This is a genomic window from Pseudomonas sp. LARHCG127 (assembly GCF_052871455.1).
Window position 1 is genome coordinate 1 of record NZ_JBIXJT010000012.1, and the last position, 23,458, is coordinate 23,458.

Annotated in this window: 25 protein-coding genes; 14 read left to right on the forward strand and 11 right to left on the reverse strand. The window is 61.7% G+C overall.

The window, feature by feature from the left end:
- The first annotated feature begins 595 nt into the window (after positions 1 to 595).
- Positions 596 to 1,486, forward strand: coding sequence for a threonine/homoserine exporter RhtA (gene rhtA / locus ACIPQ1_RS20000; RefSeq protein ID WP_250965323.1), 891 nt, complete (start codon positions 596 to 598; stop codon positions 1,484 to 1,486).
- A 168-nt stretch (positions 1,487 to 1,654) separates the two neighbouring features.
- Positions 1,655 to 1,936, forward strand: a complete 282-nt coding sequence (locus ACIPQ1_RS20005) for a hypothetical protein (RefSeq protein WP_014337379.1) — start codon at positions 1,655 to 1,657, stop codon at positions 1,934 to 1,936.
- A gap of 6 nt (positions 1,937 to 1,942) precedes the next feature.
- On the opposite strand, the gene ACIPQ1_RS20010 is transcribed toward ACIPQ1_RS20005, so the two are convergent.
- Positions 1,943 to 2,512: a TetR/AcrR family transcriptional regulator gene (locus tag ACIPQ1_RS20010; RefSeq protein WP_250965322.1), complete on the reverse strand. Its 570-nt coding sequence runs from the start codon at positions 2,510 to 2,512 to the stop codon at positions 1,943 to 1,945.
- An 89-nt stretch (positions 2,513 to 2,601) separates the two neighbouring features.
- Between ACIPQ1_RS20010 and ACIPQ1_RS20015 the strand changes: the two genes are divergently transcribed.
- Both ACIPQ1_RS20015 and ACIPQ1_RS20020 read left to right on the forward strand, forming a co-directional pair.
- Entirely contained in the window at positions 2,602 to 3,330 is a 729-nt protein-coding gene (locus ACIPQ1_RS20015) for an SDR family oxidoreductase (protein ID WP_250965321.1), read from the forward strand.
- 34 nt (positions 3,331 to 3,364) lie between these two features.
- Positions 3,365 to 3,955 carry a 2-hydroxychromene-2-carboxylate isomerase gene (locus ACIPQ1_RS20020; RefSeq protein ID WP_250965320.1) on the forward strand — a complete coding sequence of 197 codons (591 nt, stop codon included), beginning with the start codon at positions 3,365 to 3,367 and terminating at the stop codon, positions 3,953 to 3,955.
- A gap of 9 nt (positions 3,956 to 3,964) precedes the next feature.
- Here the strand turns inward: ACIPQ1_RS20020 and ACIPQ1_RS20025 are convergent, their stop codons facing one another.
- The 5 genes from ACIPQ1_RS20025 to ACIPQ1_RS20045 all read right to left on the reverse strand — a co-directional run bounded on the left by ACIPQ1_RS20025 (position 3,965) and on the right by ACIPQ1_RS20045 (position 8,610).
- Positions 3,965 to 5,773: an aminopeptidase P family protein gene (locus tag ACIPQ1_RS20025; RefSeq protein WP_250965319.1), complete on the reverse strand. Its 1,809-nt coding sequence runs from the start codon at positions 5,771 to 5,773 to the stop codon at positions 3,965 to 3,967.
- Between the two features lie 45 nt (positions 5,774 to 5,818).
- Positions 5,819 to 6,985, reverse strand: a complete 1,167-nt coding sequence (locus ACIPQ1_RS20030; RefSeq protein WP_446534672.1) for a cysteine desulfurase family protein — start codon at positions 6,983 to 6,985, stop codon at positions 5,819 to 5,821.
- Positions 6,986 to 7,144: 159 nt separating this feature from the next.
- The gene (locus ACIPQ1_RS20035; protein ID WP_053123629.1) at positions 7,145 to 7,759 is read right to left on the reverse strand and encodes a LysE family translocator; all 615 of its coding nucleotides are present in this window, start codon (positions 7,757 to 7,759) and stop codon (positions 7,145 to 7,147) included.
- Between the two features lie 102 nt (positions 7,760 to 7,861).
- Positions 7,862 to 8,128, reverse strand: a complete 267-nt coding sequence (locus tag ACIPQ1_RS20040) for a hypothetical protein (protein ID WP_250965317.1) — start codon at positions 8,126 to 8,128, stop codon at positions 7,862 to 7,864.
- Between the two features lie 116 nt (positions 8,129 to 8,244).
- Entirely contained in the window at positions 8,245 to 8,610 is a 366-nt protein-coding gene (locus tag ACIPQ1_RS20045) for an antibiotic biosynthesis monooxygenase (RefSeq protein ID WP_186709636.1), read from the reverse strand.
- A 96-nt stretch (positions 8,611 to 8,706) separates the two neighbouring features.
- Here ACIPQ1_RS20045 and soxR point away from each other — a divergent pair, with 96 nt between their 5' ends.
- The 10 genes from soxR to ACIPQ1_RS20095 all read left to right on the forward strand — a co-directional run bounded on the left by soxR (position 8,707) and on the right by ACIPQ1_RS20095 (position 16,162).
- Positions 8,707 to 9,159 carry a redox-sensitive transcriptional activator SoxR gene (gene soxR, locus ACIPQ1_RS20050; protein WP_446534673.1) on the forward strand — a complete coding sequence of 151 codons (453 nt, stop codon included), beginning with the start codon at positions 8,707 to 8,709 and terminating at the stop codon, positions 9,157 to 9,159.
- Positions 9,160 to 9,263: 104 nt separating this feature from the next.
- Positions 9,264 to 9,722: a VOC family protein gene (locus ACIPQ1_RS20055; RefSeq protein WP_186730980.1), complete on the forward strand. Its 459-nt coding sequence runs from the start codon at positions 9,264 to 9,266 to the stop codon at positions 9,720 to 9,722.
- Positions 9,723 to 10,006: 284 nt separating this feature from the next.
- Positions 10,007 to 11,221 carry a PepSY-associated TM helix domain-containing protein gene (locus ACIPQ1_RS20060; RefSeq protein ID WP_411385224.1) on the forward strand — a complete coding sequence of 405 codons (1,215 nt, stop codon included), beginning with the start codon at positions 10,007 to 10,009 and terminating at the stop codon, positions 11,219 to 11,221.
- Entirely contained in the window at positions 11,218 to 11,760 is a 543-nt protein-coding gene (locus tag ACIPQ1_RS20065) for a thiamine pyrophosphate-binding protein (protein WP_250965312.1), read from the forward strand. Before ACIPQ1_RS20060 ends, ACIPQ1_RS20065 begins: the two co-directional genes overlap by 4 nt.
- A complete protein-coding gene (locus ACIPQ1_RS20070) occupies positions 11,757 to 12,083 on the forward strand; it encodes a hypothetical protein (protein WP_186709646.1) in 327 nt (108 codons plus the stop codon). The genes ACIPQ1_RS20065 and ACIPQ1_RS20070 overlap by 4 nt, the downstream gene beginning before the upstream one ends.
- Positions 12,080 to 12,655, forward strand: coding sequence for a DUF6162 family protein (locus ACIPQ1_RS20075; protein WP_411385225.1), 576 nt, complete (start codon positions 12,080 to 12,082; stop codon positions 12,653 to 12,655). Before ACIPQ1_RS20070 ends, ACIPQ1_RS20075 begins: the two co-directional genes overlap by 4 nt.
- A 35-nt stretch (positions 12,656 to 12,690) precedes the next feature.
- Positions 12,691 to 13,620, forward strand: a complete 930-nt coding sequence (locus ACIPQ1_RS20080) for a metal ABC transporter substrate-binding protein (protein WP_053123647.1) — start codon at positions 12,691 to 12,693, stop codon at positions 13,618 to 13,620.
- A complete protein-coding gene (locus ACIPQ1_RS20085) occupies positions 13,617 to 14,369 on the forward strand; it encodes a metal ABC transporter ATP-binding protein (protein ID WP_446534674.1) in 753 nt (250 codons plus the stop codon). Before ACIPQ1_RS20080 ends, ACIPQ1_RS20085 begins: the two co-directional genes overlap by 4 nt.
- Positions 14,369 to 15,268 carry a metal ABC transporter permease gene (locus ACIPQ1_RS20090; RefSeq protein ID WP_014339414.1) on the forward strand — a complete coding sequence of 300 codons (900 nt, stop codon included), beginning with the start codon at positions 14,369 to 14,371 and terminating at the stop codon, positions 15,266 to 15,268. Before ACIPQ1_RS20085 ends, ACIPQ1_RS20090 begins: the two co-directional genes overlap by 1 nt.
- Complete coding sequence (locus ACIPQ1_RS20095) at positions 15,269 to 16,162, forward strand: metal ABC transporter substrate-binding protein (protein ID WP_446534675.1); 894 nt, start codon at positions 15,269 to 15,271, stop codon at positions 16,160 to 16,162.
- A 273-nt stretch (positions 16,163 to 16,435) separates the two neighbouring features.
- Here the strand turns inward: ACIPQ1_RS20095 and prpF are convergent, their stop codons facing one another.
- The 5 genes from prpF to ACIPQ1_RS20120 form a co-directional block, all read right to left on the reverse strand.
- Positions 16,436 to 17,626, reverse strand: a complete 1,191-nt coding sequence (gene prpF, locus ACIPQ1_RS20100; RefSeq protein ID WP_446534676.1) for a 2-methylaconitate cis-trans isomerase PrpF — start codon at positions 17,624 to 17,626, stop codon at positions 16,436 to 16,438.
- A 51-nt stretch (positions 17,627 to 17,677) separates the two neighbouring features.
- Positions 17,678 to 20,269, reverse strand: a complete 2,592-nt coding sequence (gene acnD / locus ACIPQ1_RS20105) for a Fe/S-dependent 2-methylisocitrate dehydratase AcnD (RefSeq protein ID WP_446534677.1) — start codon at positions 20,267 to 20,269, stop codon at positions 17,678 to 17,680.
- A gap of 199 nt (positions 20,270 to 20,468) precedes the next feature.
- On the reverse strand, positions 20,469 to 21,596 hold the full coding sequence (prpC, locus tag ACIPQ1_RS20110) for a bifunctional 2-methylcitrate synthase/citrate synthase (RefSeq protein ID WP_250965304.1): 1,128 nt from the start codon (positions 21,594 to 21,596) through the stop codon (positions 20,469 to 20,471).
- A gap of 41 nt (positions 21,597 to 21,637) precedes the next feature.
- Complete coding sequence (gene prpB, locus ACIPQ1_RS20115) at positions 21,638 to 22,522, reverse strand: methylisocitrate lyase (RefSeq protein ID WP_186709668.1); 885 nt, start codon at positions 22,520 to 22,522, stop codon at positions 21,638 to 21,640.
- Positions 22,519 to 23,232 carry a GntR family transcriptional regulator gene (locus ACIPQ1_RS20120; RefSeq protein WP_186731048.1) on the reverse strand — a complete coding sequence of 238 codons (714 nt, stop codon included), beginning with the start codon at positions 23,230 to 23,232 and terminating at the stop codon, positions 22,519 to 22,521. Before ACIPQ1_RS20120 ends, prpB begins: the two co-directional genes overlap by 4 nt.
- Positions 23,233 to 23,458: the final 226 nt, after the last annotated feature.

Genomic DNA, 23,458 nt, shown 5'->3' on the forward strand with positions numbered 1-23,458 from the left:
GCTGATAATCTGTTGACTAGCAGTCTGACTCCACAAGCACCCACACGAATTGCTTGATTCAGTTGTTAAAGAGCGGTTGGCTGAGTCTTTCGTCTCAACCGAGGCGCGCATTCTACAGCGCCCCGTGTATCTGTCAAGCGGTTATTTTAAGAAGTTTTCAAAGTTTCGCTTCGGAAACATCAACAACTTCAACCACTTGCGCTTCCGATCTCTCGTTAGCGGGAGGCGAATTCTACAGCGTTACTCGCTGCTGTCAACACCTCTTTTTCACCGCTTTCGACCGAGAAGATCGAACCGCCGATAGAGCCAAACATCACCGCTCTATCTGCTCCTTCCGGGCCTCGATGAACTGAAGCCCAACACTCTCGAAACCTACTTAACTCATTGAATCTCAAGGAGTTTTCCGTTTCGACCGCGCCGGAAGTGGGGCGAATTATAGACTTCCAGAATCTGCCGTCAACCCTTAATTTGATTTTTCTATCTAACGCGTCGAGACGGCACTTAAATAGGGCCGCTATATAGACGGAATCGCTGCATATGCGCAATATACTGCTCAACTCAGCTTCTCCGCACTTACTCTGGACGACACTTCGCAATGACCCCCCTCTCACATCGCAACCTGGCTTCCACCCTGTACCCGGTTGCCTTGCTATTAATAGCCATGGCTTCCATTCAAGCGGGGGCTTCCCTCGCCAAAAGCATGTTCCCGGTAGTGGGCGCACAAGGCACGACGACGCTGCGACTCATCTTTGCCAGCCTCATCATGCTGTTGATGCTACGCCCCTGGCGCGCCAAGCTCACCGCCCAGTCCCTGCGCACGGTGATCGTCTATGGGATGGCACTGGGCGGCATGAATTTCCTCTTCTATATGTCAGTTCGTACCGTTCCGCTGGGCATCGCCGTTGCATTGGAATTCACCGGGCCTCTGGCAGTCGCCATTTACGCCTCGCGCCGGGCCATCGACTTTCTCTGGATTGCCCTGGCAGTGGTGGGTCTGTTGCTGCTCATACCGACCGGCGCGACCAGCGCCAGTATCGACCTGGTGGGTGCCGGCTACGCACTCGGTGCCGGTTTCTGCTGGGCGTTGTACATCCTGTTTGGCCAGAAAGCCGGTGCGGACAATGGTGTGCAGACCGCTGCACTGGGGGTCATGATCGCGGCCCTGTTCGTCGCGCCCATCGGCATTGTCCACGCGGGCGCCGCACTGCTCACACCGAGCCTGATTCCAATCGCCATCGGCGTCGCCATCCTGTCCACAGCCCTGCCCTATACATTGGAAATGATTTCCCTGACTCGAATGCCTGCCCGTACCTTCGGCACCCTGATGAGCATCGAACCGGCAATCGCAGCCTTGTCGGGGCTCGTCTTTCTCCAGGAGTACTTGTCCCTGGCCCAGTGGATGGCCATCACCTGCATCATCCTCGCGTCGGTGGGTGCAACGCTGACCATGGCTAATACGGCAAAGCCTGCCGTCGCGGCAGATTGAAGCAGGATTTAACGAAGCTCTGGTATTTGCCGCGCATTTAGGCCATGTTTAGGTCCGTAACCTAATGTCAGACATGGATTTTTTCATACAGGACGTCATGAACGCTTTACGCAAGAGCGAACACGATCGTACGCGGACACAAGATCCGCGGCGATTATAAGGACGGGAATGAAACGAATTTTGATACTGATCGCCGTACTTGCAGTAGCGGGCTGTGCGGCGACATCGAAAACAGAAGTCAAGCGCGGCAAAAAAGGCCTGCACATCAACTGCTCCGGCCTGTCCTCATCCTGGGACCAGTGCGCCGCCAGCGCCGCCAACTCATGCGCTCCCAAGGGTTACAAGGTCATTGCCAAGTCCGGCGACGCCGTCGAAGAACCCGGGGATTATCCCTTCGGCCTCAACCCCGCCGGCTATACCAGCCGCAGCATGATTGTCATCTGCAAATAAGCGACCTTAGTCGAGCCCTTGTTCGGCCATTCGACGACTGATTTCCTCATGGCTGGACCTGAGGACGTCACGCTGGACCTGCGGCGAGACCAACATCCGCGCAACCACCAATGCCCCCACGCATTGAGACAGAATGGCCCAGGCCAGGCTGTCGCTTCCCAATATCCGCGCCCAACTTTCATGCAAACGGCAGATCCACGTTTGCGCCGCCTCCCTCACTTGGGCATCTGATCGTGCGATCTCAGCGCCCAGTACCGGCAACGCACACCCTGCCTCGGGCTGCTCGACATGGCTCATGCTCAAGTATTGCTTGAGGCAGCGCTCCAGTTTCATCGAGTCCATGGCGCCGTCGCCGCTCAAGCGGTCGAGGCTTTGGGCCAGTTCCCGCTCAACAATGGCCTTGAACAGCTCATCCTTGGATGAGAAGTGGCTGTAGAACGCGCCGCCGCTCAACCCGATCGCTTTCATCAGGCCATCGACACCGACCGTGGAGAAACCTGATTTCTTGGCGGATACGGCACTGCTGGCGAGCAGTTTCTCGCGGGTTTCCATTTTGTGATTGGCTGAATATCGCATGGTCCTGCCCCTGATCGCTCACCTTGACGCTTGCCGGATCTTAGCATAACGTCCGTTTAGTTAACGATCGTTTACCAATGAGGCTAACCATGAATAACAAGAAGGTCGTACTGGTTGTTGGCGCAGGCGATGCCACTGGCGGAGCGATCGCCAGACGCTTCGCCGAGGAAGGTTACGTGGCCTGTGTGACCCGTCGCAGCGCCGATAAACTCGAGCCGCTGGTCAACGGCATCCGCGCCGAAGGCGGCGAAGCCCACGGGTTCGCCTGTGATGCACGCAAAGAAGACGACGTGATCGCACTCATCGAGCAAATCGAGAACCAGATCGGCCCGATCGAAGCCTTTGTGTTCAACATCGGCGCCAACGTCCCCTGCAGCATCCTTGAAGAAACCGCGCGCAAGTATTTCAAGATCTGGGAAATGGCCTGCTTCTCAGGCTTTCTCAATGCACGGGAAGTGGCCAAGCGCATGGTCAAGCGCCAGCGCGGGACAATTCTGTTTACCGGGGCAACAGCGGGATTACGCGGCGCTTCGGGGTTCGCCGCATTCGCGGGGGCCAAGCATGGCATTCGGGCGCTGGCCCAAAGCATGGCCCGTGAACTGGGACCGCTGAATATCCATGTGGCTCATGTGGTGGTGGACGGCGCTATCGACACCGACTTCATCCGCGATAACTTCCCGGAAAAGTATGCCACCAAGGATCAGGACGGCATCCTGAACCCCGAACACATTGCCGACAATTATTGGTACCTGCACAGCCAACCCCGCGACGCCTGGACCTTCGAGCTGGACCTGCGCCCCTGGAGCGAACGCTGGTAACCCCTCCCCTCATAACAACAAGAGCACAGTTACCATGAGCAAATCCGTGGAGTTTTACTTCGATCTGGGCAGTCCGACGACGTACCTGGCCTACACCCAGCTGCCAACGCTGTGTGCACAGACAAACAGCCAGTTGATCTACCGTCCGATGTTATTGGGGGGCGTCTTCAAGGCGACCGGCAACGCATCGCCGGCAACAGTGCCGGCCAAGAACCCTTACCTATTCAAGGATCTGAATCGCTTCGCCAAACGCTACGGCGTCGCGTTCCAGTTCAATCCACACTTTCCCGTCAACACACTGTTGCTGATGCGCGCAGTGACCGGCATGCAACTGCGCCACCCCGAACGCTTCGAGGCATTCGTCGATTGCCTGTTCCGCGCCTTTTGGGTGGACGCCCGCAACCTCAATGACCCGGCGACGGTCGCATCGGTCCTGAACGAAGGCGGTTTCGACGCCGACTACGTGCTGGCCCTGACGAACGACGAGCAGGTTAAACAAGCACTCAAGAGCGCCACCGAAGCAGCCATCGGCCGGGGCATATTTGGCGCCCCGAGCATGTTTGTCGGCGACGAGCTGTTTTTCGGCCAGGATCGGCTGGACTTCGTCCGTGAAGCCCTCGCCTGATCCTATAGATCAGATCGCCATCGTCCGGGTGTTGAGCCATTGCAGTGCGTCACCGTCCAGCAATGGGCTCAATCGACGCTGAACCTCGGCATGGTAGGCGTTGAACCAGTCTTTTTCATCCTGGGTCAGCAGCGAAGGTTCCAGGCAGCGGGTGTCGATCGGGCACAGGGTGAGGGTTTCGAACTTAAGGAACTCACCGAACTCGCTGCTTCCGGCTTCGCGGTTCAACACCAGGTTCTCGATGCGCACACCCCAGCGGCCGGGACGATAAGTGCCCGGTTCGATCGAGGTGATCATCCCGGCCTGCATCGCCGTTTGCGGCGCGGCAGCGGCTTGATAGGCAATCACCTGCGGGCCTTCGTGGACATTGAGGAAATAGCCTACGCCATGGCCGGTGCCGTGGCCGTAATCGACCTGCTCCGCCCAGATCGGCGCCCGAGCAATGGCATCGAGCAAGGGCGAAAGAATACCCCGCGGAAATTTGGCCCGGGACAGGGCAATCACCCCCTTGAGCACGCGCGTGCAATCACGTTTCTGCTCAGCGGTGGGTGTTCCGACCGGCACCATACGGGTGATGTCCGTGGTGCCTCCCAAGTACTGGCCGCCGGAATCGATCAGCAACAGGCCATCACCTTCGATGACCGCATGGGCTTCTTCCGTCGCGTGGTAATGAGGCATCGCGCCGTTGGCGTTAAAGGCAGCGATGGTGTTGAAACTCAGGGAGACGAAGTCTGGCCGGCGCGTGCGGGCGGCGGTCAGGTGCTCGTCGATGGTCAGCTCGGTGATGCGCTCGCGGCCCCAGGCCCCTTCCAGCCAGGCGAAAAACTCACAGAGCGCCGCGCCGTCCTGCTCCATGGCGCGACGGATGTGCTCGGCGTCGGCCAGGCTTTTGCGCGATTTAGCCAGCGTCGTTGGATTCAGGCCTTCGACCAGCTTCACGCCGCTGCCCAGGTTATCCAGCAAGCCGACCGTCACCCTCGCCGGATCGATCTGCAGGCTCGCGCCGTCCGGCACTTCACGCAACGCGGCGGCGGCTTCGCTGTAATCACGCAGGGTCACGCCGTCCTGCGCCAGAACGGCCCGCAACGGTGCGTCAACCTTGTCCAGGGCCACGAACAGCGTTGCCTGCTGCTGGCTAATCAAGGCAAAGGAGACGAACACCGGGTTGAACGACACATCCGCACCGCGCAGGTTGAACAACCAGGCGATGTCGTCCAGCGTGGCGATGAAATGCCAGTCGGCACCACGCTCCTGGAGGGATTCGCGCAACTTGGCGAGCTTTTCGACGCGGCTGACGGTCGCCTGGGGTGGCAAATGGGCGTAGACCGGTTGATCCGGCAAACTCGGGCGATCGGTCCAGACTTCCTTGAGCAGGTCGATGTCGGTGCGCAACCGCGCGCCGCGTTCGGCGAGCTTGCCGCCCAGGGTGCGGGCCGAGGCCACGGCCATGACTGCACCATCGACCGCGACCACCCCGCCCTCGGGCGTTTGTTCGGCCAGCCAGTCCAGCGGACCGGACTGGCCCGGAATGAGCTTGACCAACTCGATACCGCTGCCCTCCAGCTCCTTGGTCGCCTGCTCCCAATAACGGCTGTCAGCCCAGACACCGGCGAAACTGCCGGTTACGATCAAGGTACCCACCGAGCCATGGAACCCCGACAACCATTGTCGTCCCTGCCAATAACCCGGCAGGTATTCAGACAGATGCGGGTCGGCCGATGGCACCAGCAATGCGTGAACGCCCTCTCGGCTCATCAGTTGGCGGATTCGGGCCAGACGCTGGGGAACCAGTCCATGGGGCAAAGGCTCGGTGCTCATTGTTTCTCCTGCTCATTGAAATTGTTGTTCGATGCCGAAGACGGCTTATTGAGTGGTGACCCAGAATGCCGGCGCAGTCGCGCACGCGGCCTTGATCAACCGCACCGCCTCATCGATATCCTGCTCGGTGGTAAAGCGCCCCAAGCTCAAGCGAATGGTCCGCCCGGCCGCCCGGGCATCGTGACCCAGGGCCAGCAGCACGTGGGACGGCGTGTTCTGCGCCGAATTGCAGGCCGAGGTCGCGGAAAACGCAATCGATGCGCCCAATGTCGCCGGATTGAACTCACCTTCGTTGAACGTCAGGCTCAGGGTGTGGGGAATCCGGCAGCTTGCACTGCCGTTTATACACACTCCGGGCAAGGCCAGCAGCGGCTCGAGCAAACGATTGCGCAATCGGGCGACTTTAGCGAGTTCTTCGTCGAATGCCGTGGCTGCCAATTCGAATGCGGCGCCCATGGCGGCAATCTGGTGGGTCGCCAGGGTCCCGGAGCGCAAACCGCCCTCATGGCCACCGCCATGAATCTGCGCCGACAGCCGTGGCCGGGCACGGTCGCCGACGTAGAGCGCACCGATGCCCTTGGGGCCGTAGATTTTATGCGCGGAAAAAGACATCAGGTCCACCGGCCAGCGGGACAGGTCGATCTGTACCTTGCCGGCGCCTTGGGCGGCGTCCACATGAAACAACGCACCGTGCTGGCGAACGATCTCGCCGATGGCGATGACGTCGTTGACGGTGCCCAGCTCGTTGTTCACCAGCATCAGCGACACCAGGAACGTGTCTTCACGCAACGCCTCGCGAACCGCCTGTGGGCTGACCAGCCCCTCGGCGTCCGGCGCCAACCAGGTGACCGCGACGCCGCTCTCTTCGAGTTGGCGCGCCGTATCGAGAATCGCCTTGTGCTCGATCAGGCTGGTGATGATGTGGCCGGCGCAAGCACCGCGTGACTGGGCCACACCCTTGAGGGCCAGGTTGTTGGATTCGGTGGCGCCGGACGTCCAGACGATCTGTTCGGGCTGGGCCCCCACCAATTGCGCCACCTGCTGGCGGGCACGCTCCACCGAGCGCCGGGCCTCCTGGCCGAAGGCGTGGGAACTGGAAGCCGGGTTGCCAAAGTTGCCGTCAAAACCCAGGCACTCGACCATGACTCGGATGACCCGCTCATCCACCGGCGTGGTGGCGGCATAATCGAAATACAAAGGACGTTTATTCATAGGAAACTCGCAGAGCCTGCTCCGGGATCAGGCGCCCTCGTTGGGTTCGAGACTAGCAATACCTGATCAAAGACCTTAAAGAAGTCGGACTTCGTTTAAAAGTGCGTAGGAACGCTCCTGAACAGCGAGCTTAGCAGGCATCGCGTCGAAGCTCAGCCCTCAACTGATGCTTTCGAGCAGCAACGGATACATCGAAGCGACCAACAACAGCGCCATGCCCCAGTTGAACACGCGCAACCAGCGACGGTCCCGCAACAGGTTGCGCAACAGGCTGCCGCACACCACCCACAGGCTCACGCTTGGCAGGTTGATCAAGGCAAACACCGCCGCAATCACCAGCACATTGAAGAAGTAGCCTTGAAGTGGCGTGTAGGTGCTGATGGCACCGATGGCCATGATCCAGGCCTTGGGATTGACCCATTGGAACGCCGCGGCGCCCCAGTAGCTGATCGGCGTATTGTTCCCCGGCTGGCTGTCCGAAACCGGACCGGAGTGGGCAATTTTCCACGCCAGGTACAACAGGTATGCGGCGCCGATGTAGCGCAGCGCGGTATAGAGCAGTGGATATGTCTGGAACACCGCACCCAGGCCAAGGCCTACCGCCAGCACCAGGGAAAAGAAGCCGCAGGTAATGCCCAGCATGTGCGGAATGGTGCGGTTGAAACCGAAATTGACACCCGAGGCCAACAACATGGTGTTGTTAGGGCCGGGCGTGATCGAAGTCACCAGGGCAAACAGGGCGAAGCCCAGCAGCAGGTCAAGCGAAAGGGTCATGTCAGGTCAGTCCATCAGGGGCGGTCAGTCAAGTCACGACCCTACCCCACGTCCTGGCCCAAACCCACGGACAGTTAGGCAAAACTTTGAGCGGTACAGTCCTTAGCTTGACCGGCCTGGCTGTTGCACGACCTGCTCGGCGCTCATCTGGCCTTGATCGTCGAACCCCACGTTTTTCGGTGACGAGCCGAGCAGCTCGGCTTTCTTTGCGTGGTACTCCTCGAACGAAAGGCCTCGGCGATTCAAGGCTTCAAGGGCCAGCTCGCGAGTCTCGTCGGCGGTGTAGGGGCGCAGCTCCGGGGAGGAGCTGGCGCAGCCGCCCAAGAGGGTGGCGGCCAACAGCAGCAAAACAGCTAAGGTACGGTTCATGGCAGGTGTCCGGTGTTCTGGAGTTGGGCGATGAACAAAGGCTACCCGCCGGCCTTGCGCTGCAGAAATCAACCCTCTCGATAGTGGGTATTGCCTACTTGGATCAGCCGTTGCGCTTAATCGACCAACTGGCAATGCAGCGCGTTGTCCAGGCTGCGCTCAATGTTGCGTAGCACCTGGAACGAGCCGAATGTGACGGCTTTGGCTCGATGAACCTGGATCAGCCGCCAGAAACCCGAGTCGCCACTTTCGAAGCTTCGAAGCGCCGCCTCGCCGGCCTCGCGGGTTTGCCACTGCAAATAGTTGAGCACGCGCCGACCATCCTCGCTGGCCTGGATACTCGCACTCAGGAAACCCTGGTGGTCCCGGGCCAGGCGCTCGGTCTGTTCCGACAAGGCCGTGACCAGCGCCTGCTGCCATTGAGGTTCGATGTCGAATTCCATCAGTTGGGTGAAACTGCGATTGTTCCTTGGCGATTGCATGAAAGGTCCCCTATGCAGGTCAGGCGGATCTTGCGATCCGAAGGCGTGCAGGGTAAAACCTCTAGTTAAGTCAAGGTCAAGCAGTGAATTGAGGCGATGGCGCAAATCGATGTCCACAAGGAACTCACCGTCGGCCAAGTGGCCGCCCGCAGCGGCGTGGCGGTGACTGCCCTGCACTTCTACGAATCCAAGGGGCTGATCAAAAGCACGCGCAATCAGGGCAACCAACGTCGTTATCCACGGGCGGTATTGCGCCGCGTGGCACTGATCAAGGTCGCCCAGCGCCTGGGCATTCCCTTGGCGGAGATCGGCGAGGCGTTGAAAAAACTGCCGGACAACCGTGCCCCAACGGCCGCCGACTGGCAGACCTTGTCGGCGCAGTGGAGCCAAGACCTGGACGAGCGCATCAGCCAATTGATGGCGCTGCGTGATCGACTCAACGGCTGCATTGGCTGCGGATGCCTGTCGATGGAAGCGTGTCCGCTGCGCAATCAGGGCGATGTGCTGGGCCAGCACGGGCCGGGAGCCCATCTGCTGGAACAGCCCTGAAGCGTTCGTCGGGCTCCACGCCCACCCAGGCTCGCTGGCCTATAGTGGAGGGGCGCAAATCGACGAAGACTCTCTTCGCCTCCCATAACAAAAGGAGAAACGTCATGGGCGTCAACGCTATTCCCGAAGGTTTCCATAACATCACCCCCTACCTGGGCATTCAAAAAGCCGCCGAAGCCATCGACTTCTATAAAAAAGCCTTCAATGCCACCGAGGTCATGCGCCTGGCCATGCCTGATGGCGGCATCGGGCATGCCGAACTGCGGATCAACGGATATCCGATCATGCTCGGCACCCCTTGCGATCAAGGCCCGCTGAGTAACCCGGACACATCGCCATCGGTCGGCCTGCATCTCTATGTCGAAGATGTGGACAGCGCATTCGCCCAGGCCATTGCCGCGGGCGGCACGGTGATTTCCGAGGTCAAGGACCAGTTCTATGGGGATCGCACCGGCACCTTGAAGGATCCCTATGGGCATCTATGGTTCCTGGCGACACACAAAGAGGATCTGAGCCAGGAACAGATCGAGCAACGGGCCAGGGAGATGTTTCAACAAGGCTGACTTGACTGGTATCCACTGGTTCGCCCCCCTGTAGGAGCTGCCGAGTGCAACGAGGCTGCGATCTTTCCCCAGACACTTGAGTCTCAAGCGAAAGATCGCAGCCTTCGGCAGTTCCTACCACGCGAAACATTTTCTTTCATCTTTCCCTTCAGGATTGGGATCGCTCGTTCGTCTTAATTAGATGCAGCAGGCCGCGTCGGCAAAAGCCACGGCCTGCTTTTTGGGTTCACGGGTATTACGAAGCCCGTAATACGGAACCTTTCATCGAATCAAGACGTTCAATCATGTCGAAGAAATCCCGCTCCAAACTCTGGTTCCTGGTCCATAGCTGGCTGGCATTGCCCATCTGGTTCTTCGTGCTCATTGTCTGTGTCACCGGCACCCTGGCGGTGGTCAGCCAGGAGATCGTCTGGCTCGTCAACCCTGAGATGCGCGCCAGCAAGCCCTCGGACGATGCCGCGCTGCTCAGCTACGACCAGATCATCAGCGCGATCAAGCAGGCCCAGCCGCAAACCCAGGTGCAAAACATCATTCGCCCGGACGAGTCGCATTTTGCCCTGGAAGTCGGCGTGACCTACCCTGACGGACGTCCCGACACGGTCTACGTCAACCCGTACAGCGGCGCCATCCAGGGCTCGGCGCCGACGTTCAACTTCCAGGCCTTCACCCGCGCCCTGCATGGCTGGTGGCTGGTGCCGTTCACCAACGGCTACAGCTGGGGCTGGTACCTGGTGTCGTTCCTAGGCCTGCCGTTGCTCGCGTCACTGGTGACGGGGCTGGTGGTCTACAAGCGTTTCTGGAAAGGCTTCTTGCGTCCGACCCTGCGAATCCGCCATGGCGCGCGGATTTTCTGGGGTGATTTCCACCGGCTCAGCGGGATCTGGTCGATCTGGTTCATCGCGGTCATCTCCGTCACCGGCACCTGGTTCCTGATCCAGGCCTTGCTGGGCGACAACCAGATCTCCATTTCCAGCGAACCGGTCATCCCGGTGGTGGCCCGTGAAAACGTGCCGTTGTCCGTCGACGGCCTGCCGCCCCCGCTGTTGAACCTGGACCGGGCCATCGAGATCGCCCAGCAACGCATCCCGGGACTGGAAGCAAGTTTCATCAGCCTGCCCGCCAATGCCTACAGCCATCTGGAAATCGGCGGCCGCGGCTGGTATCCGCTGATGTTCCAGACTGCCACCATCAACCCCTACAACGGTGACGTGGCCGCCTCGCGGCTGCTGTCCGATCGCACGACCCTGGAGTTCGTCACCGAATCCATGCGGCCCTTGCACACCGGGGATTTCGGCGGCCTCTGGATCAAGCTCATCTGGTTTTTCTTCGGTTTGATCATGAGCATGATGGTCCTCAGCGGGCTGCTGATCTGGACCAAACGCACGGCCCTGGCCACCGCCAATGCCTTCAAGCGTAGCCAGAAACCTACCCGTGGCGCCCGCCTCACGCAGGCATTGCAACCGTCCGTCCACCGCGAATCGTCGGAGGGCAGCCTGTGACCCCATCCAATGCCGCTTCATCACCGTCGCGCCTGAGCCTGTTCTGGCATAAATGGCGCTTCCACCTCAACGTGCTGTTGCTGCTGATCCCCCTGGGGTTCATGCCTAAATACCTCTCCGAAGCCGCGCTGTTCCGCGGTGATGCCGGGCTGGGCGAGCGGGAAGTCGGCGAAGTCCAGGTCGGACCCTGGAGCCTGCGCCTGGCGGAATTTCGCAACGAAGCCCCACGCATCCAAGGGCCTGCCGGCCCCATGAAACACTTCAACGCGGCTCTGTGCCAAAGCTGTATCGGCCAGGTCAAGGCCACCTACCTGCGCATCGGCAAACCTCGCAGCCTTAGGGCCGCCGGGGTGATTTTCTTCGGCTCGCCCTACCGTATGGGTGCCTTGTTGCCCGTCCCGGCAAAGACCCAGCCCGACGCCGAACTGTGGATAACCCTGGAGGGTTGGGACGGTTCGATGCATCAGGCTTCCATCCCCCTGAGCCAGGCCTCCCCGGCCACTGTTGCCTGGCTGAAGAATCAAGGAGCCAAACCATGACCCTTCGCGCCTTATCCAAGGGCCTGGCGCTGCTGTTATGCGCGGGCGCAAGCACCAGCGTCCTGGCCCACAACCCGATGTGCGAGTGCAAGGCCATCGACGCCGAGCAGATCCAATGCACCGGTGGTTTTTCCGACGGCAGCGGTGCGCCGGGGGTGACCCTCGACGTGATCGGTTATGACGAAACCATCCTCGTCCCGGGCAAGCTCGGCGCCGACTCGAAGCTGACCTTCAAGAAACCGAACGCTGAATTCTACGTACTCTTCGACGCCGGCCCCGGCCACGTGGTGGAAATCGACCAAGCCGACATCGAGGCCCCATGAGCAACGCCACGACTCAAGTCATCCGTCCCGCCGGCGCGGGTCATGAAACCCTGTATGTGTTGTTGCTGTGCCTGGTCATCGCGCTGGTGGCCGGGTCCGTGGTGGCGTGGCATGGCAAAGCCGAAGAGGCCCCTCACCTGGCCTCGAACCAACTCGACGCCCGCCGCGACCTCAGCGCCGCCGAGCAAGGTATCTATGCCGACCTGCGGGTGACCCTGGATGAAATCCGCTTGCTGCGCGAAGACCAACACACCCTGCCCGCCCCGCAGACCCTGGCCGAGGAAGGCTTTGCGCCATTCGCCCAGGACGCCAGTTCCGTCAGCCGCGGCGGCCATGCCTGGCAACAGCTGCAGGACCAGGCCTACTTCGGCGCCAGTGCCAATTCGTCCGTGGCTGGTTCGTTTCTGATGCGCATCGGCGAAGCGTCCAACGCCGCCCCGGACATCTGGCTCAACCGCGGCAAGGGCCTCGCGACGCCCACCACCCTGGACGACGCGGCTTTGTCCGCCGCTGGCTGGCGGCAGATCGTCGCGCAATACGATGCCGGCGTAACCCGCCAGCACCGGCACTGACCCCACGCCCTCATTCGAGAGAAGACCGTTTGCCCATGCCTATTGCATCCCAACGCCGACCCTTGCTGCGCCTGCTATTGATCGGCCTGCTGGCCTGCCTGTTCACCTCGCCGGTGAGCGCCGAAACAGCCAAGCGCCTGCGCATCGGTATCACCTTGCACCCGTATTACAGCTACGTGGCCAACATCGTCGGCGACAAGGCCGAGGTCGTGCCGCTGATCCCGGCCGGTTTCAACCCCCACGCCTATGAGCCCCGGGCCGAAGACATCAAGCGTATCGGCGGCCTCGATGTGATCGTGCTGAACGGCGTCGGTCACGACGATTTTGCCGACCGCATGATCGCCGCCAGCGAAACCCCGAACGTGAAGGTCATCGAGGCCAACGAGAACGTGCCCCTGCTGGCCGCCACCGGCACTGCCGCCCGAGGCGCGGGCAAGGTGGTGAACCCGCACACCTTCCTGTCCATCAGCGCCTCTATCGCCCAGGTCAATAACATTGCCCGGGAGTTGGGCAAGCTCGACCCGGACAATGCCAAGGCGTACACCCAGAACGCCCGCGCCTACGGCAAGCGCCTGCGGCAGATGCGCGCCGCCGCCCTGGCGAAACTGACCCAGGCCCCCAATGCCGAATTGCGGGTCGCCACGGTGCATGCCGCCTACGACTATCTGCTGCGCGAATTCGGCCTGGAAGTGACCGCCGTGGTCGAGCCGGCCCATGGCATCGAGCCGAGCCCCAGCCAATTGAAGAAAACCATCGATCAATTGCGCGAGCTGGACGTGAAGGTGATCTTTTCGGAGATGGATTTCCCTTCCACCTACGTCGACACCATCCAGCGTGAATCGGGCGTGAAGTTGTACCCGCTCTCGCACATTTCCTACGGCGACTACAGTGCCGAGAAGTACGAAAAAGAAATGGCCGGCAACCTCGACACCGTGGTCCGGGCGATCCAGGAGTCCGGCGCATGACTGTCCAGGAACCCCTCACCCTGCACCCCGCGGGTCCCTTGATTGCGTTCGCCGAGGTCAGCCTGAACCTGGGCCGCACCAGCATTCTCGACAACGTCGCCTTCCAGGTGGAGCCCGGCAGCATTCATGCCTTGGTCGGCCCTAATGGCGGCGGCAAGAGCTCGCTGATCAAGACCTTGTTGGGGCAGATGCCGCACCAGGGCCGCTTGAGCCTGCAATGGCCGGGCGAACCCGGGGTGATCGGCTACGTGCCCCAGGCGCTGGAATTCGACCGGGGCCTGCCGATGACGGTGGACGATTTCATGGCGGCCATGTGTCAGCGGCGACCGGCGTTTCTCGGTTTGAGCAAGCACTACGCTGGCGCCATTGGCCAGGCCCTGGAGCGGGTCGGCATGCAAGACAAGCGCAAGCGGCGCATGGGCGCGCTGTCCGGCGGCGAGCGGCAACGGGTATTGCTGGCCCAAGGGCTGATTCCCTCGCCACAACTGCTGGTGCTGGATGAACCGATGTCAGCCCTGGACGAGGCCGGCATCCAGGTGTTCGAACGGTTGCTGCAGGACTGGCGCCAAGCCGGGATTACCGTGCTGTGGATCGAACATGACCTGGAAGCCGTCGGGCGCCTGGCCGACCGCGTCACGGGACTGAATCGCCGGGTGCTGTTCGACGGCCCGCCACGCCAGACCCTGACCCCGGAGCGGCTGCTGACGCTGTTTTCCACCCATCCACGCACGAACGGGAGCGCGGCCTGATGAGTTATGAAGCCTTTCGTTTGATGGTCCAGGGCTGGGCATCGGCCGGTTACTTGCCTGAAGCGCTGGCCTACGGTTTCGTGGTCAATGCATTGCTGGCCGGGCTGTTGATCGGCCCGGTACTGGGCGGCCTCGGCACGCTGGTGGTGGTCAAGCGCTTCGCGTTTTTCTCCGAGGCGGTGGGCCATGCGGCGCTGACTGGCGTGGCTATTGGTATCCTGCTCGGTGAACCCTACACCGGGCCTTACGGCAGCCTGTTCGGCTACTGCCTGTTGTTCGGCATCCTGCTCAATTACCTGCGTAACCGCACCGGCCTGGCGCCCGATACGCTGATCGGTGTGTTCCTGTCGGTGTCCCTGGCCCTGGGGGCCAGCCTGCTGCTGATCCTGGCGGGCAAGATCAACGTGCATATCCTGGAAAACGTACTGTTCGGCTCGGTGCTGACGGTCAATGGCAACGACCTGCTGGTACTGGCCGTGGTCGGCTCGTTGGTGATGGCCCTGGCCTTGCCGCTGTACAACCGCATCATGCTCGCCAGCTTCAACCCGCAACTGGCGGCGGTACGCGGGGTGGCGGTCAAGACCCTGGACTACCTGTTCGTGGTCCTGGTGACGTTGATCACCGTGGCGGCGGTGAAAGTCATCGGCGCCATCCTGGTGGGCGCGTTGCTGGTGATTCCCGCTGCGGCGGCGCGCTTGCTCAGCCAATCATTGAAAGGCTTTTTCTGGTGTTCGGTGCTGATCGCCACCGTCAGTACCTTGTGCGGGATCCTCGCGCCGATTGTGTTCGACCTGCCGATCCCGTCCGGTGCCGCGATCATCCTGGTGGCCGGCATCGCCTTCGCCCTGAGCGCCATCGCCCGTGGTGTCGTCCCCAGCCTCAAAGGGAATCTTGGATAAATGGTTTTTTCATTGCGACAACTGACCCTGGCCGTCGCGTTGTGCGGCGTGGCCGTCACCTCGTCATTCGCCGACGAAAAGGTCCGTCTGCTGGCATCGCTGCCGGTCACCTATGGGTTGAGCGAGGCCTTGCTCAAGGGCACCGAGGTCAGCCTGGAGCGGGCCGCGCCCGACAATCTGCCCGGCACCCGCCAGAGCGCCTACTTCAGCGGCCGGGGCGCACCGGCCTTGAGCAAACTGGCCAGCAATGCCGATGGGGTGGTCGGCCTGCGCTCGCTCTGGCCGGACGATCCGCTGTACCCCATGGCCCGACGCAGCAATATCCGCATCGTCGAAGTCGATGCCGCGCGCCCGGTGGACGGCGCCCTGCCCGGTATCGCCGTGCAACCGGGCATGGCCGACGGCTTGGCAAGTCAACCATGGATGGCCAGCCATAACCTGGGGCGCATGGCCGACGTGATCGCCGCCGACCTGGTGCGCCTGGCCCCGGCGGACAAATCGAAAATCGACGCCAACCTGGCGGCCCTCAAGCAGCGCCTGCTCAAACTCAGCGCCGACAGCGAAAAACGCCTCGCCAGCGCCGATAACTTGAGCGTGGTCAGCCTGAGCGAGCATTTCGGCTACCTGATCAGCGGGCTCAACCTGGACGCCATCAGCACCGACACCCGGCCCGATGCCGAGTGGTCAGCCGAAGCCCTCAAGCAGTTGAGTGCGATATTGAAAGACAACGACGTAGCGCTGGTGCTGCATCACCGCCAACCCTCGGATGCGCTGAAGGCCGCCATTACCGAAGGAGGTAGCCAACTGCTTGTGTTGAGCACCGACGGGCCCGATCCGGTGGCCGAGCTGGAAAGTAATGTTGGGCTGGTGGTCACCGCACTGACGGCGGACTGACGGAAGAAATACGATCAACCTGTGGGAGCGAGCCTGCTCGCGATGGGGTCGGCGCATTCAACATTGATGTGGACTGACACACCGCTTTCGCGAGCAAGCCCGCTCCCACAGGTTTGTCGTGGATGTTCGAAGATTCTGTGTTCACCACAAATCCACTGTGGGAGCGGGCTTGCTCGCGAAGGGGTCGGCACATTCGACATTGGCGTCGACTGATCCACCGCCATCGCGAGCAGGCTCGCTCCCACAGGTTTTGGTTATTCCTGAAGTATTGAGTTAGAAAGCATCCCCTGGCACCCGCACGAACCCTTCCATCAAAACCCGCGCACTGCGGCTCATGATGGCTTTTTTTACGGTCCATTCGCCGTTGACCTGGCTGGCCTCGGCGCCGACGCGCAAGGTGCCGGACGGGTGGCCGAAGCGCACGGCGTTGCGCTCGATGCCGCCCGCCGCGAGATTCACCAGGGTGCCGGAAATCGCCGCGGCCGTGCCGATGGCCACTGCTGCCGTACCCATCATGGCGTGGTGCAGCTTGCCCATGGACAGCGCCCGTACCAACAGATCAACGTCACCAGCCACCACGGCTTTCCCGCTGGATGAAACGTAGTCCGCCGGCGGTGCCACGAATGCCACTTTCGGCGTGTGCTGGCGCTGGGCGGCTTCGTCCAGGTGCTTGATCAAGCCCATGCGCAAGGCGCCGTGGGCGCGAATGGTTTCGAACATCGCCAACGCCTTGGGGTCGCCATTGATAGCACCTTGCAACTCGGTGCCGGTGTAGCCCACATCGCGAGCATTGATGAAAATCGTCGGGATCCCGGCGTTGATCAGCGTCGCCTTCAAAGTACCGACACCGGGCACCTCCAAGTCATCCACCAAATGGCCAGTCGGGAACATCGAGCCGCCACCGCCCTCTTCCTCGGCCGCCGGGTCCATGAACTCCAACTGCACTTCGGCCGCCGGAAATGTCACGCCGTCGAGTTCGAAGTCACCGGTTTCCTGCACCGCGCCCTCGGTGATCGGCACATGGGCGATGATGGTCTTGCCGATGTTGGCCTGCCAGATCCGCACCACGGCCACGCCGTTGTGCGGAATACGGCCGGGCTCCACCAAGCCACTGCTGATGGCAAACGACCCCACCGCCGCCGACAGGTTGCCGCAGTTGCCACTCCAGTCCACGAACGGTTTATCAATGGACACCTGGCCGAACAGGTAATCGACATCGTGGTCGGCCCGGGTGCTCTTGGACAGGATCACCGTCTTGCTGGTGCTGGAGGTTGCGCCGCCCATGCCATCGATCTGCTTCTCGTACGGGTCAGGGCTGCCAATCACCCGCAGCAACAGGGCGTCCCGGGCCGGGCCAGGGACGCGGGCCGCTTCGGGCAGGTCTTGCAGGCTGAAGAACACGCCTTTGCTGGTGCCGCCACGCATGTAGGTCGCGGGAATCTTGATTTGAGGCGAGTGAGCCATGCTCTAACTCCTGAAAAAATGGGTGGCCAGAACACCGGCCACCCAAGCGATTTAAACGGCGACCGCCGACTCCAGGAAATCCTGGGCGAAGCGTTGCAACACGCCCCCGGCTTCGTAGATCGACACTTCTTCGGCGGTATCGAGGCGGCAGGTCACCGGCACCTCGACGCGCTCGCCATTCTTGCGAGTGATGACCAGGGTCAGTGTCGCCCGCGGGGTGCGCTCGCCGATCACGTCATAGATTTCGCTGCCGTCGATGCCCAGGGTCTTGCGATCGGTACCGGGCTTGAACTCCAACGGCAACACGCCCATGCCCACCAGGTTGGTGCGGTGGATGCGCTCGAACCCTTCGGCCGCGATCGCCTCGACACCTGCCAGGCGTACACCCTTGGCCGCCCAGTCCCGAGACGAACCCTGGCCATAGTCGGCACCGGCAATGATGATCAGCGGCTGCTTGCGCTCCATGTAGGTCTCGATGGCTTCCCACATGCGCATGACCTTGCCTTCCGGCTCGACCCGGGCCAGGGAACCCTGCTTGACCTTACCGTCCTCAACGACCATTTCGTTGAACAGTTTCGGGTTGGCGAAAGTGGCGCGCTGCGCGGTCAGGTGGTCGCCGCGGTGGGTCGCGTAGGAGTTGAAGTCCTCTTCCGGCAGGCCCATTTTCGCCAGGTATTCACCGGCGGCGCTGTCCAGCATGATGGCGTTGGACGGCGACAGGTGATCAGTGGTGATGTTGTCTGGCAGCACCGCCAGCGGGCGCATGCCCTTGAGCGGCCGCGCACCGGCCAGTGCGCCTTCCCAATACGGTGGGCGACGGATGTAGGTGCTTTGTGGGCGCCAGTCGTACAGCGGCGTCACTTTCGGCCCGGTGTCTTCCTGGATAGCGAACATCGGGATGTACACCTGGCGGAACTGCTCGGGTTTCACTGACGCCTTGACCACGGCGTCGATTTCTTCATCGCTCGGCCAGATGTCCTTGAGGCGGATTTCCCGACCGTCCACCACGCCCAGCACATCCTTCTCGATGTCGAAACGAATGGTCCCGGCGATGGCATACGCGACCACCAGCGGCGGCGAGGCCAGGAACGCCTGCTTGGCGTACGGATGGATACGCCCGTCAAAGTTGCGGTTGCCCGACAACACGGCGGTGGCGTACAGGTCGCGATCGATGATTTCCTGCTGGATCACCGGGTCCAACGCACCCGACATGCCGTTACAGGTGGTGCAGGCGAACGCCACCACGCCGAAGCCCAGCTTCTCGAGTTCGGACGTCAGGCCGGCTTCATCCAGGTACAACGCCACGGTTTTCGAACCCGGCGCCAAGGACGACTTGACCCACGGCTTGCGGGCCAGGCCCAGGCGGTTGGCGTTGCGCGCCAGCAGGCCGGCGGCGATCACGTTGCGCGGGTTGCTGGTGTTGGTGCAACTGGTGATCGCGGCGATGATCACCGCGCCGTCGGGCATTTGTCCGGGCACATCGTCCCACTGGCCGGAAATGCCTTTGGCGGCCAGGTCCGACACCGCGACACGGGCGTGGGGGTTGCTGGGACCTGCCATGTTGCGCACCACCGACGACAGGTCGAAGGTCAGGCCACGCTCGTATTGCGCGCCCTTGAGGCTATCGGCCCACAGGCCCACGTGCTTGGCATAGGTTTCCACCAACTGCACCTGGGTGTCTTCGCGGCCGGTGAGCTTCAGGTAATCGATCGTCTGTTGATCGATATGGAACATCGCCGCCGTGGCGCCGTATTCCGGGGCCATGTTGGAGATGGTCGCGCGGTCGCCCAGGGTCAGGGCGCTGGCGCCTTCGCCGAAGAACTCCAGCCACGCCCCGACGACTTTCTGCTTGCGCAGGAACTCGGTCAGCGCCAGCACCATGTCGGTGGCGGTAATGCCCGGTTGCAGCTTGCCGGTCAGCTCGACGCCGACGATTTCCGGCAGGCGCATCCACGAAGCGCGACCGAGCATGACGCTTTCGGCTTCCAGGCCACCGACGCCGATGGCGATCACGCCCAGGGCATCGACGTGAGGCGTGTGGCTGTCGGTGCCGACGCAGGTGTCGGGGAAGGCCACGCCGTCACGCTGCTGGATCACCGGCGACATTTTTTCCAGGTTGATCTGGTGCATGATCCCGTTGCCCGGCGGAATCACATCGACGTTCTTGAAGGCTTTCTTGGTCCAGTTGATGAAGTGGAAGCGGTCTTCGTTGCGGCGGTCTTCAATGGCGCGGTTCTTGGCGAAGGCTTGCGGGTCGGAACCACCGCTTTCCACCGCCAGGGAATGGTCGACGATCAGTTGCGTCGGCACCACCGGGTTGACCTGCGCCGGGTCGCCACCCTGCAAGGCGATGGCGTCACGCAAGCCGGCGAGGTCCACCAGGGCAGTCTGGCCGAGGATGTCATGGCACACCACGCGCGCCGGGAACCACGGGAAGTCCAGGTCGCGCTTGCGCTCGATCAGTTGCAGCAGCGACTCGCGCAGCGTGGCCGGGTCGCAGCGCCGCACCAGGTTTTCCGCCAGCACGCGGGAGGTATACGGCAGGCCGTCATAGGCGCCGGGGCGAATGGCCTCCACTGCCCCGCGAACGTCGAAATAATCCAGCGAAGTGCCGGGCAGCGGTTTGCGAAATTCTGTGTTCATCGTCAGGACTCGGGTCACGGTGGTTTCAGAGGGTGGCGCAACCATTGAAGTGAACTCGGTCCAGTGTGGGAGCGGGCTTGCTCGCGAATGCGGTGTATCAGCCGACATCAATGTTGAATGTCAGTCCGTCTTCGCGAGCAAGCCCACTCCCACAAGGGGTTTTCGGTTCCTTCAGTTCCGGCGGCTAGTGCCCTCCAGCTCAGCGTTGTTCGATTGGCACGAACTTGCGCTGTTCGACGCCGGTGTATTCGGCGCTCGGTCGGATGATGCGGTTGTTGGCGCGCTGTTCGAACACGTGGGCGGCCCAGCCGGTCAGGCGCGAGCAAACGAAGATCGGCGTGAACAGCTTGGTCGGGATGCCCATGAAGTGGTACGCCGAGGCATGGTAGAAATCGGCGTTGGGGAACAGTTTTTTCTGCTCCCACATGGTCTTGTCGATGGCTTCGGAGACCGGGAACAGCACCGTGTCGCCCACTTCGTCAGCGAGTTTTTTCGACCAGCCCTTGATCACCTCGTTGCGCGGGTCGTTGTCCTTATAGATCGCGTGGCCGAAGCCCATGATCTTGTCCTTGCGCGCCAGCATGCCGAGGGTGCCTTCGATGGCATCCTGGGGCGAGCTGAAACGCTCGATCATTTCCATCGCCGCCTCGTTGGCACCGCCATGCAGCGGGCCCCGCAGCGAACCGATGGCGGCAGTGATGCAGGAGAACAGGTCCGACAGCGTGGAAGCGCAGACCCGGGCGGTGAAGGTCGAAGCGTTGAATTCGTGCTCGGCGTAGAGGATCAGCGAGACATTCATCACCTTGACGTGCAGCTCGCTCGGTTTCTTGCCGTGCAGCAGGTGCAGGAAATGCCCGCCGATGGACACTTCGTCGGTCACGCAGTCGATGCGCTGGCCTTGGTGGCTGAAGCGATACCAATAGCACATGATCGCCGGGAACGCGGCCAGCAGGCGATCGGTCTTGTCGTGCTGCTGGGAGAAATCCTGCTCAGGTTCCAGGTTGCCCAGGAACGAGCAACCGGTGCGCATCACGTCCATCGGGTGGGCGTCGGCGGGAATGCGCTCCAGCACTTCTTTCAAGGCTTGGGGCAAATCGCGCAACTGGCGCAGTTTACCGGTGTAGGCGTCCAGCTGGGCCTGGGTCGGCAGCTCGCCGTACAGCAGCAGGTAGGCGACTTCTTCAAATTGCGCATCTGCCGCCAGGTCGCGAACATCGTAGCCGCGATAGGTCAGGCCGGCGCCCGATTGGCCCACGGTGGACAAGGCGGTTTGCCCGGCCACCTGGCCACGGAGCCCGGCGCCACTGAGTACTTTTGCTTCGGCCATTTGCTGTCTCCATTTTCTTGAATTTGTAGGGGAGTCGCGCCTTACTTCTTCGCCGCGAATAACGCATCGAGCTTCTGCTCGAAGGTGTGGTAGTCGATGCGATCGTAAAGCTCCATGCGGGTCTGCATGGTGTCGATGACATTCTGTTGCGTGCCGTCGCGGCGAATCGCGGTGTAGACGTTTTCGGCCGCTTTGTTCATGGCCCGGAAGGCCGACAACGGATACAGCACCAGGGACACGTCGGCACCGCCCAGCTGTTCGGTGGTGTACAGCGGGGTCGCGCCGAATTCGGTGATGTTGGCCAGGATCGGCGCTTTCACGCGGCTGGCAAACAGCTTGTACATTTCAAGTTCGGTGATGGCTTCGGGGAAAATCATGTCGGCACCGGCCTCGATGCACGCGGCGGCGCGGTCCAGGGCCGACTCCAAGCCTTCCACCGCCAGGGCATCGGTACGGGCCATGATCACGAAACTGTCATCGGTACGGGCATCGACGGCGGCCTTGATGCGGTCGACCATCTCCTGCTGGGAGACGATTTCCTTGTTCGGACGGTGGCCGCAACGCTTGGCGCCGACCTGGTCCTCGATATGGATCGCCGCGGCGCCGAACTTGATCATCGACTTGACCGTGCGCGCCACGTTGAACGCCGAGGAGCCGAAACCGGTGTCCACGTCTACCAGCAGCGGCAGGTCGCAGACATCGGTGATGCGACGCACATCGGTCAGCACGTCATCCAGGCCGGTGATGCCCAGGTCCGGCACGCCGAGGGAACCGGCCGCGACGCCGCCACCCGACAGGTAGATCGCCTTGAAACCGGCGCGCTTGGCCAGCAGCGCGTGGTTGGCGTTGATCGTGCCGACCACTTGCAGCGGATGCTCGCTGGCGACCGCATCGCGGAAACGCTGGCCTGGAGTGCTGTTGCTCATGACTCACCTCGTTCAGTGGCGGCGCTGTCCTGGAAATGACGCGCAATGTTGCGTTTGGACGCGCCGATGTGCCGGCGCATCAATAATTCAGCCAGTTCGCCGTCACGGTCGGCGATGGCGTCGAGAATCCGATGGTGCTCGGCAAAGGCCTGGCGCGGACGGTTGGGCGTGGTGGAGAACTGGATGCGGTACATGCGCACCAATTGGTATAGCTCGCCGCAGAGCATCTGCGTCAGGGTGCGGTTGCCGCTGCCCTGGATGATCCGGTAATGAAAGTCGAAATCGCCTTCCTGCTGGTAGTAACCGACCCCGGCCTGGAACGCCGCATCGCGCTCGTGGGTCTCGAGGACCCGGCGCAGTTCGTCGATTTCTTCCAAGGTCATGCGTTCGGCCGCCAGGCGGCAGGCCATGCCTTCGAGGGACTCACGGATTTCATAGAGTTCCAACAGCTCGGCATGACTCAGCGACACCACCCGGGCACCGACGTGGGGCACCCGCACCAGCAGGCGCTGGCCTTCCAGGCGGTGGATCGCCTCGCGCAGCGGCCCGCGGCTAATGCCGTAGGTGCGCGCCAGCTCGGGCTCGGAGATCTTGCTGCCAGGCGCGATCTCGCCCTTGACGATAGCGGCCTGAATACGCCGGAAGACGTTCTCGGACAGGGTCTCCGAGTCATCCTGGGCGACCACCGGGGTTTCGAGCTGATCGAGCATATTGTCGACACCTTGAAAATCAATATGGCAAAAACTAACCAATAGTGCCCTTAACGTCAAAACAAAAATCAATATTGTCGACAATCTTCTAATAAACGCTTTGCCGATAACCCTGCTATATGAAGAGACTCGTAGCGTCCGGCCAGCGGTGGCGCCAGAAAACCACCGTGCTAGAATGCCGCGGTTATTCGCCGCTCTCCTTTTATAGAGAAAGGCTGCCTAGGGA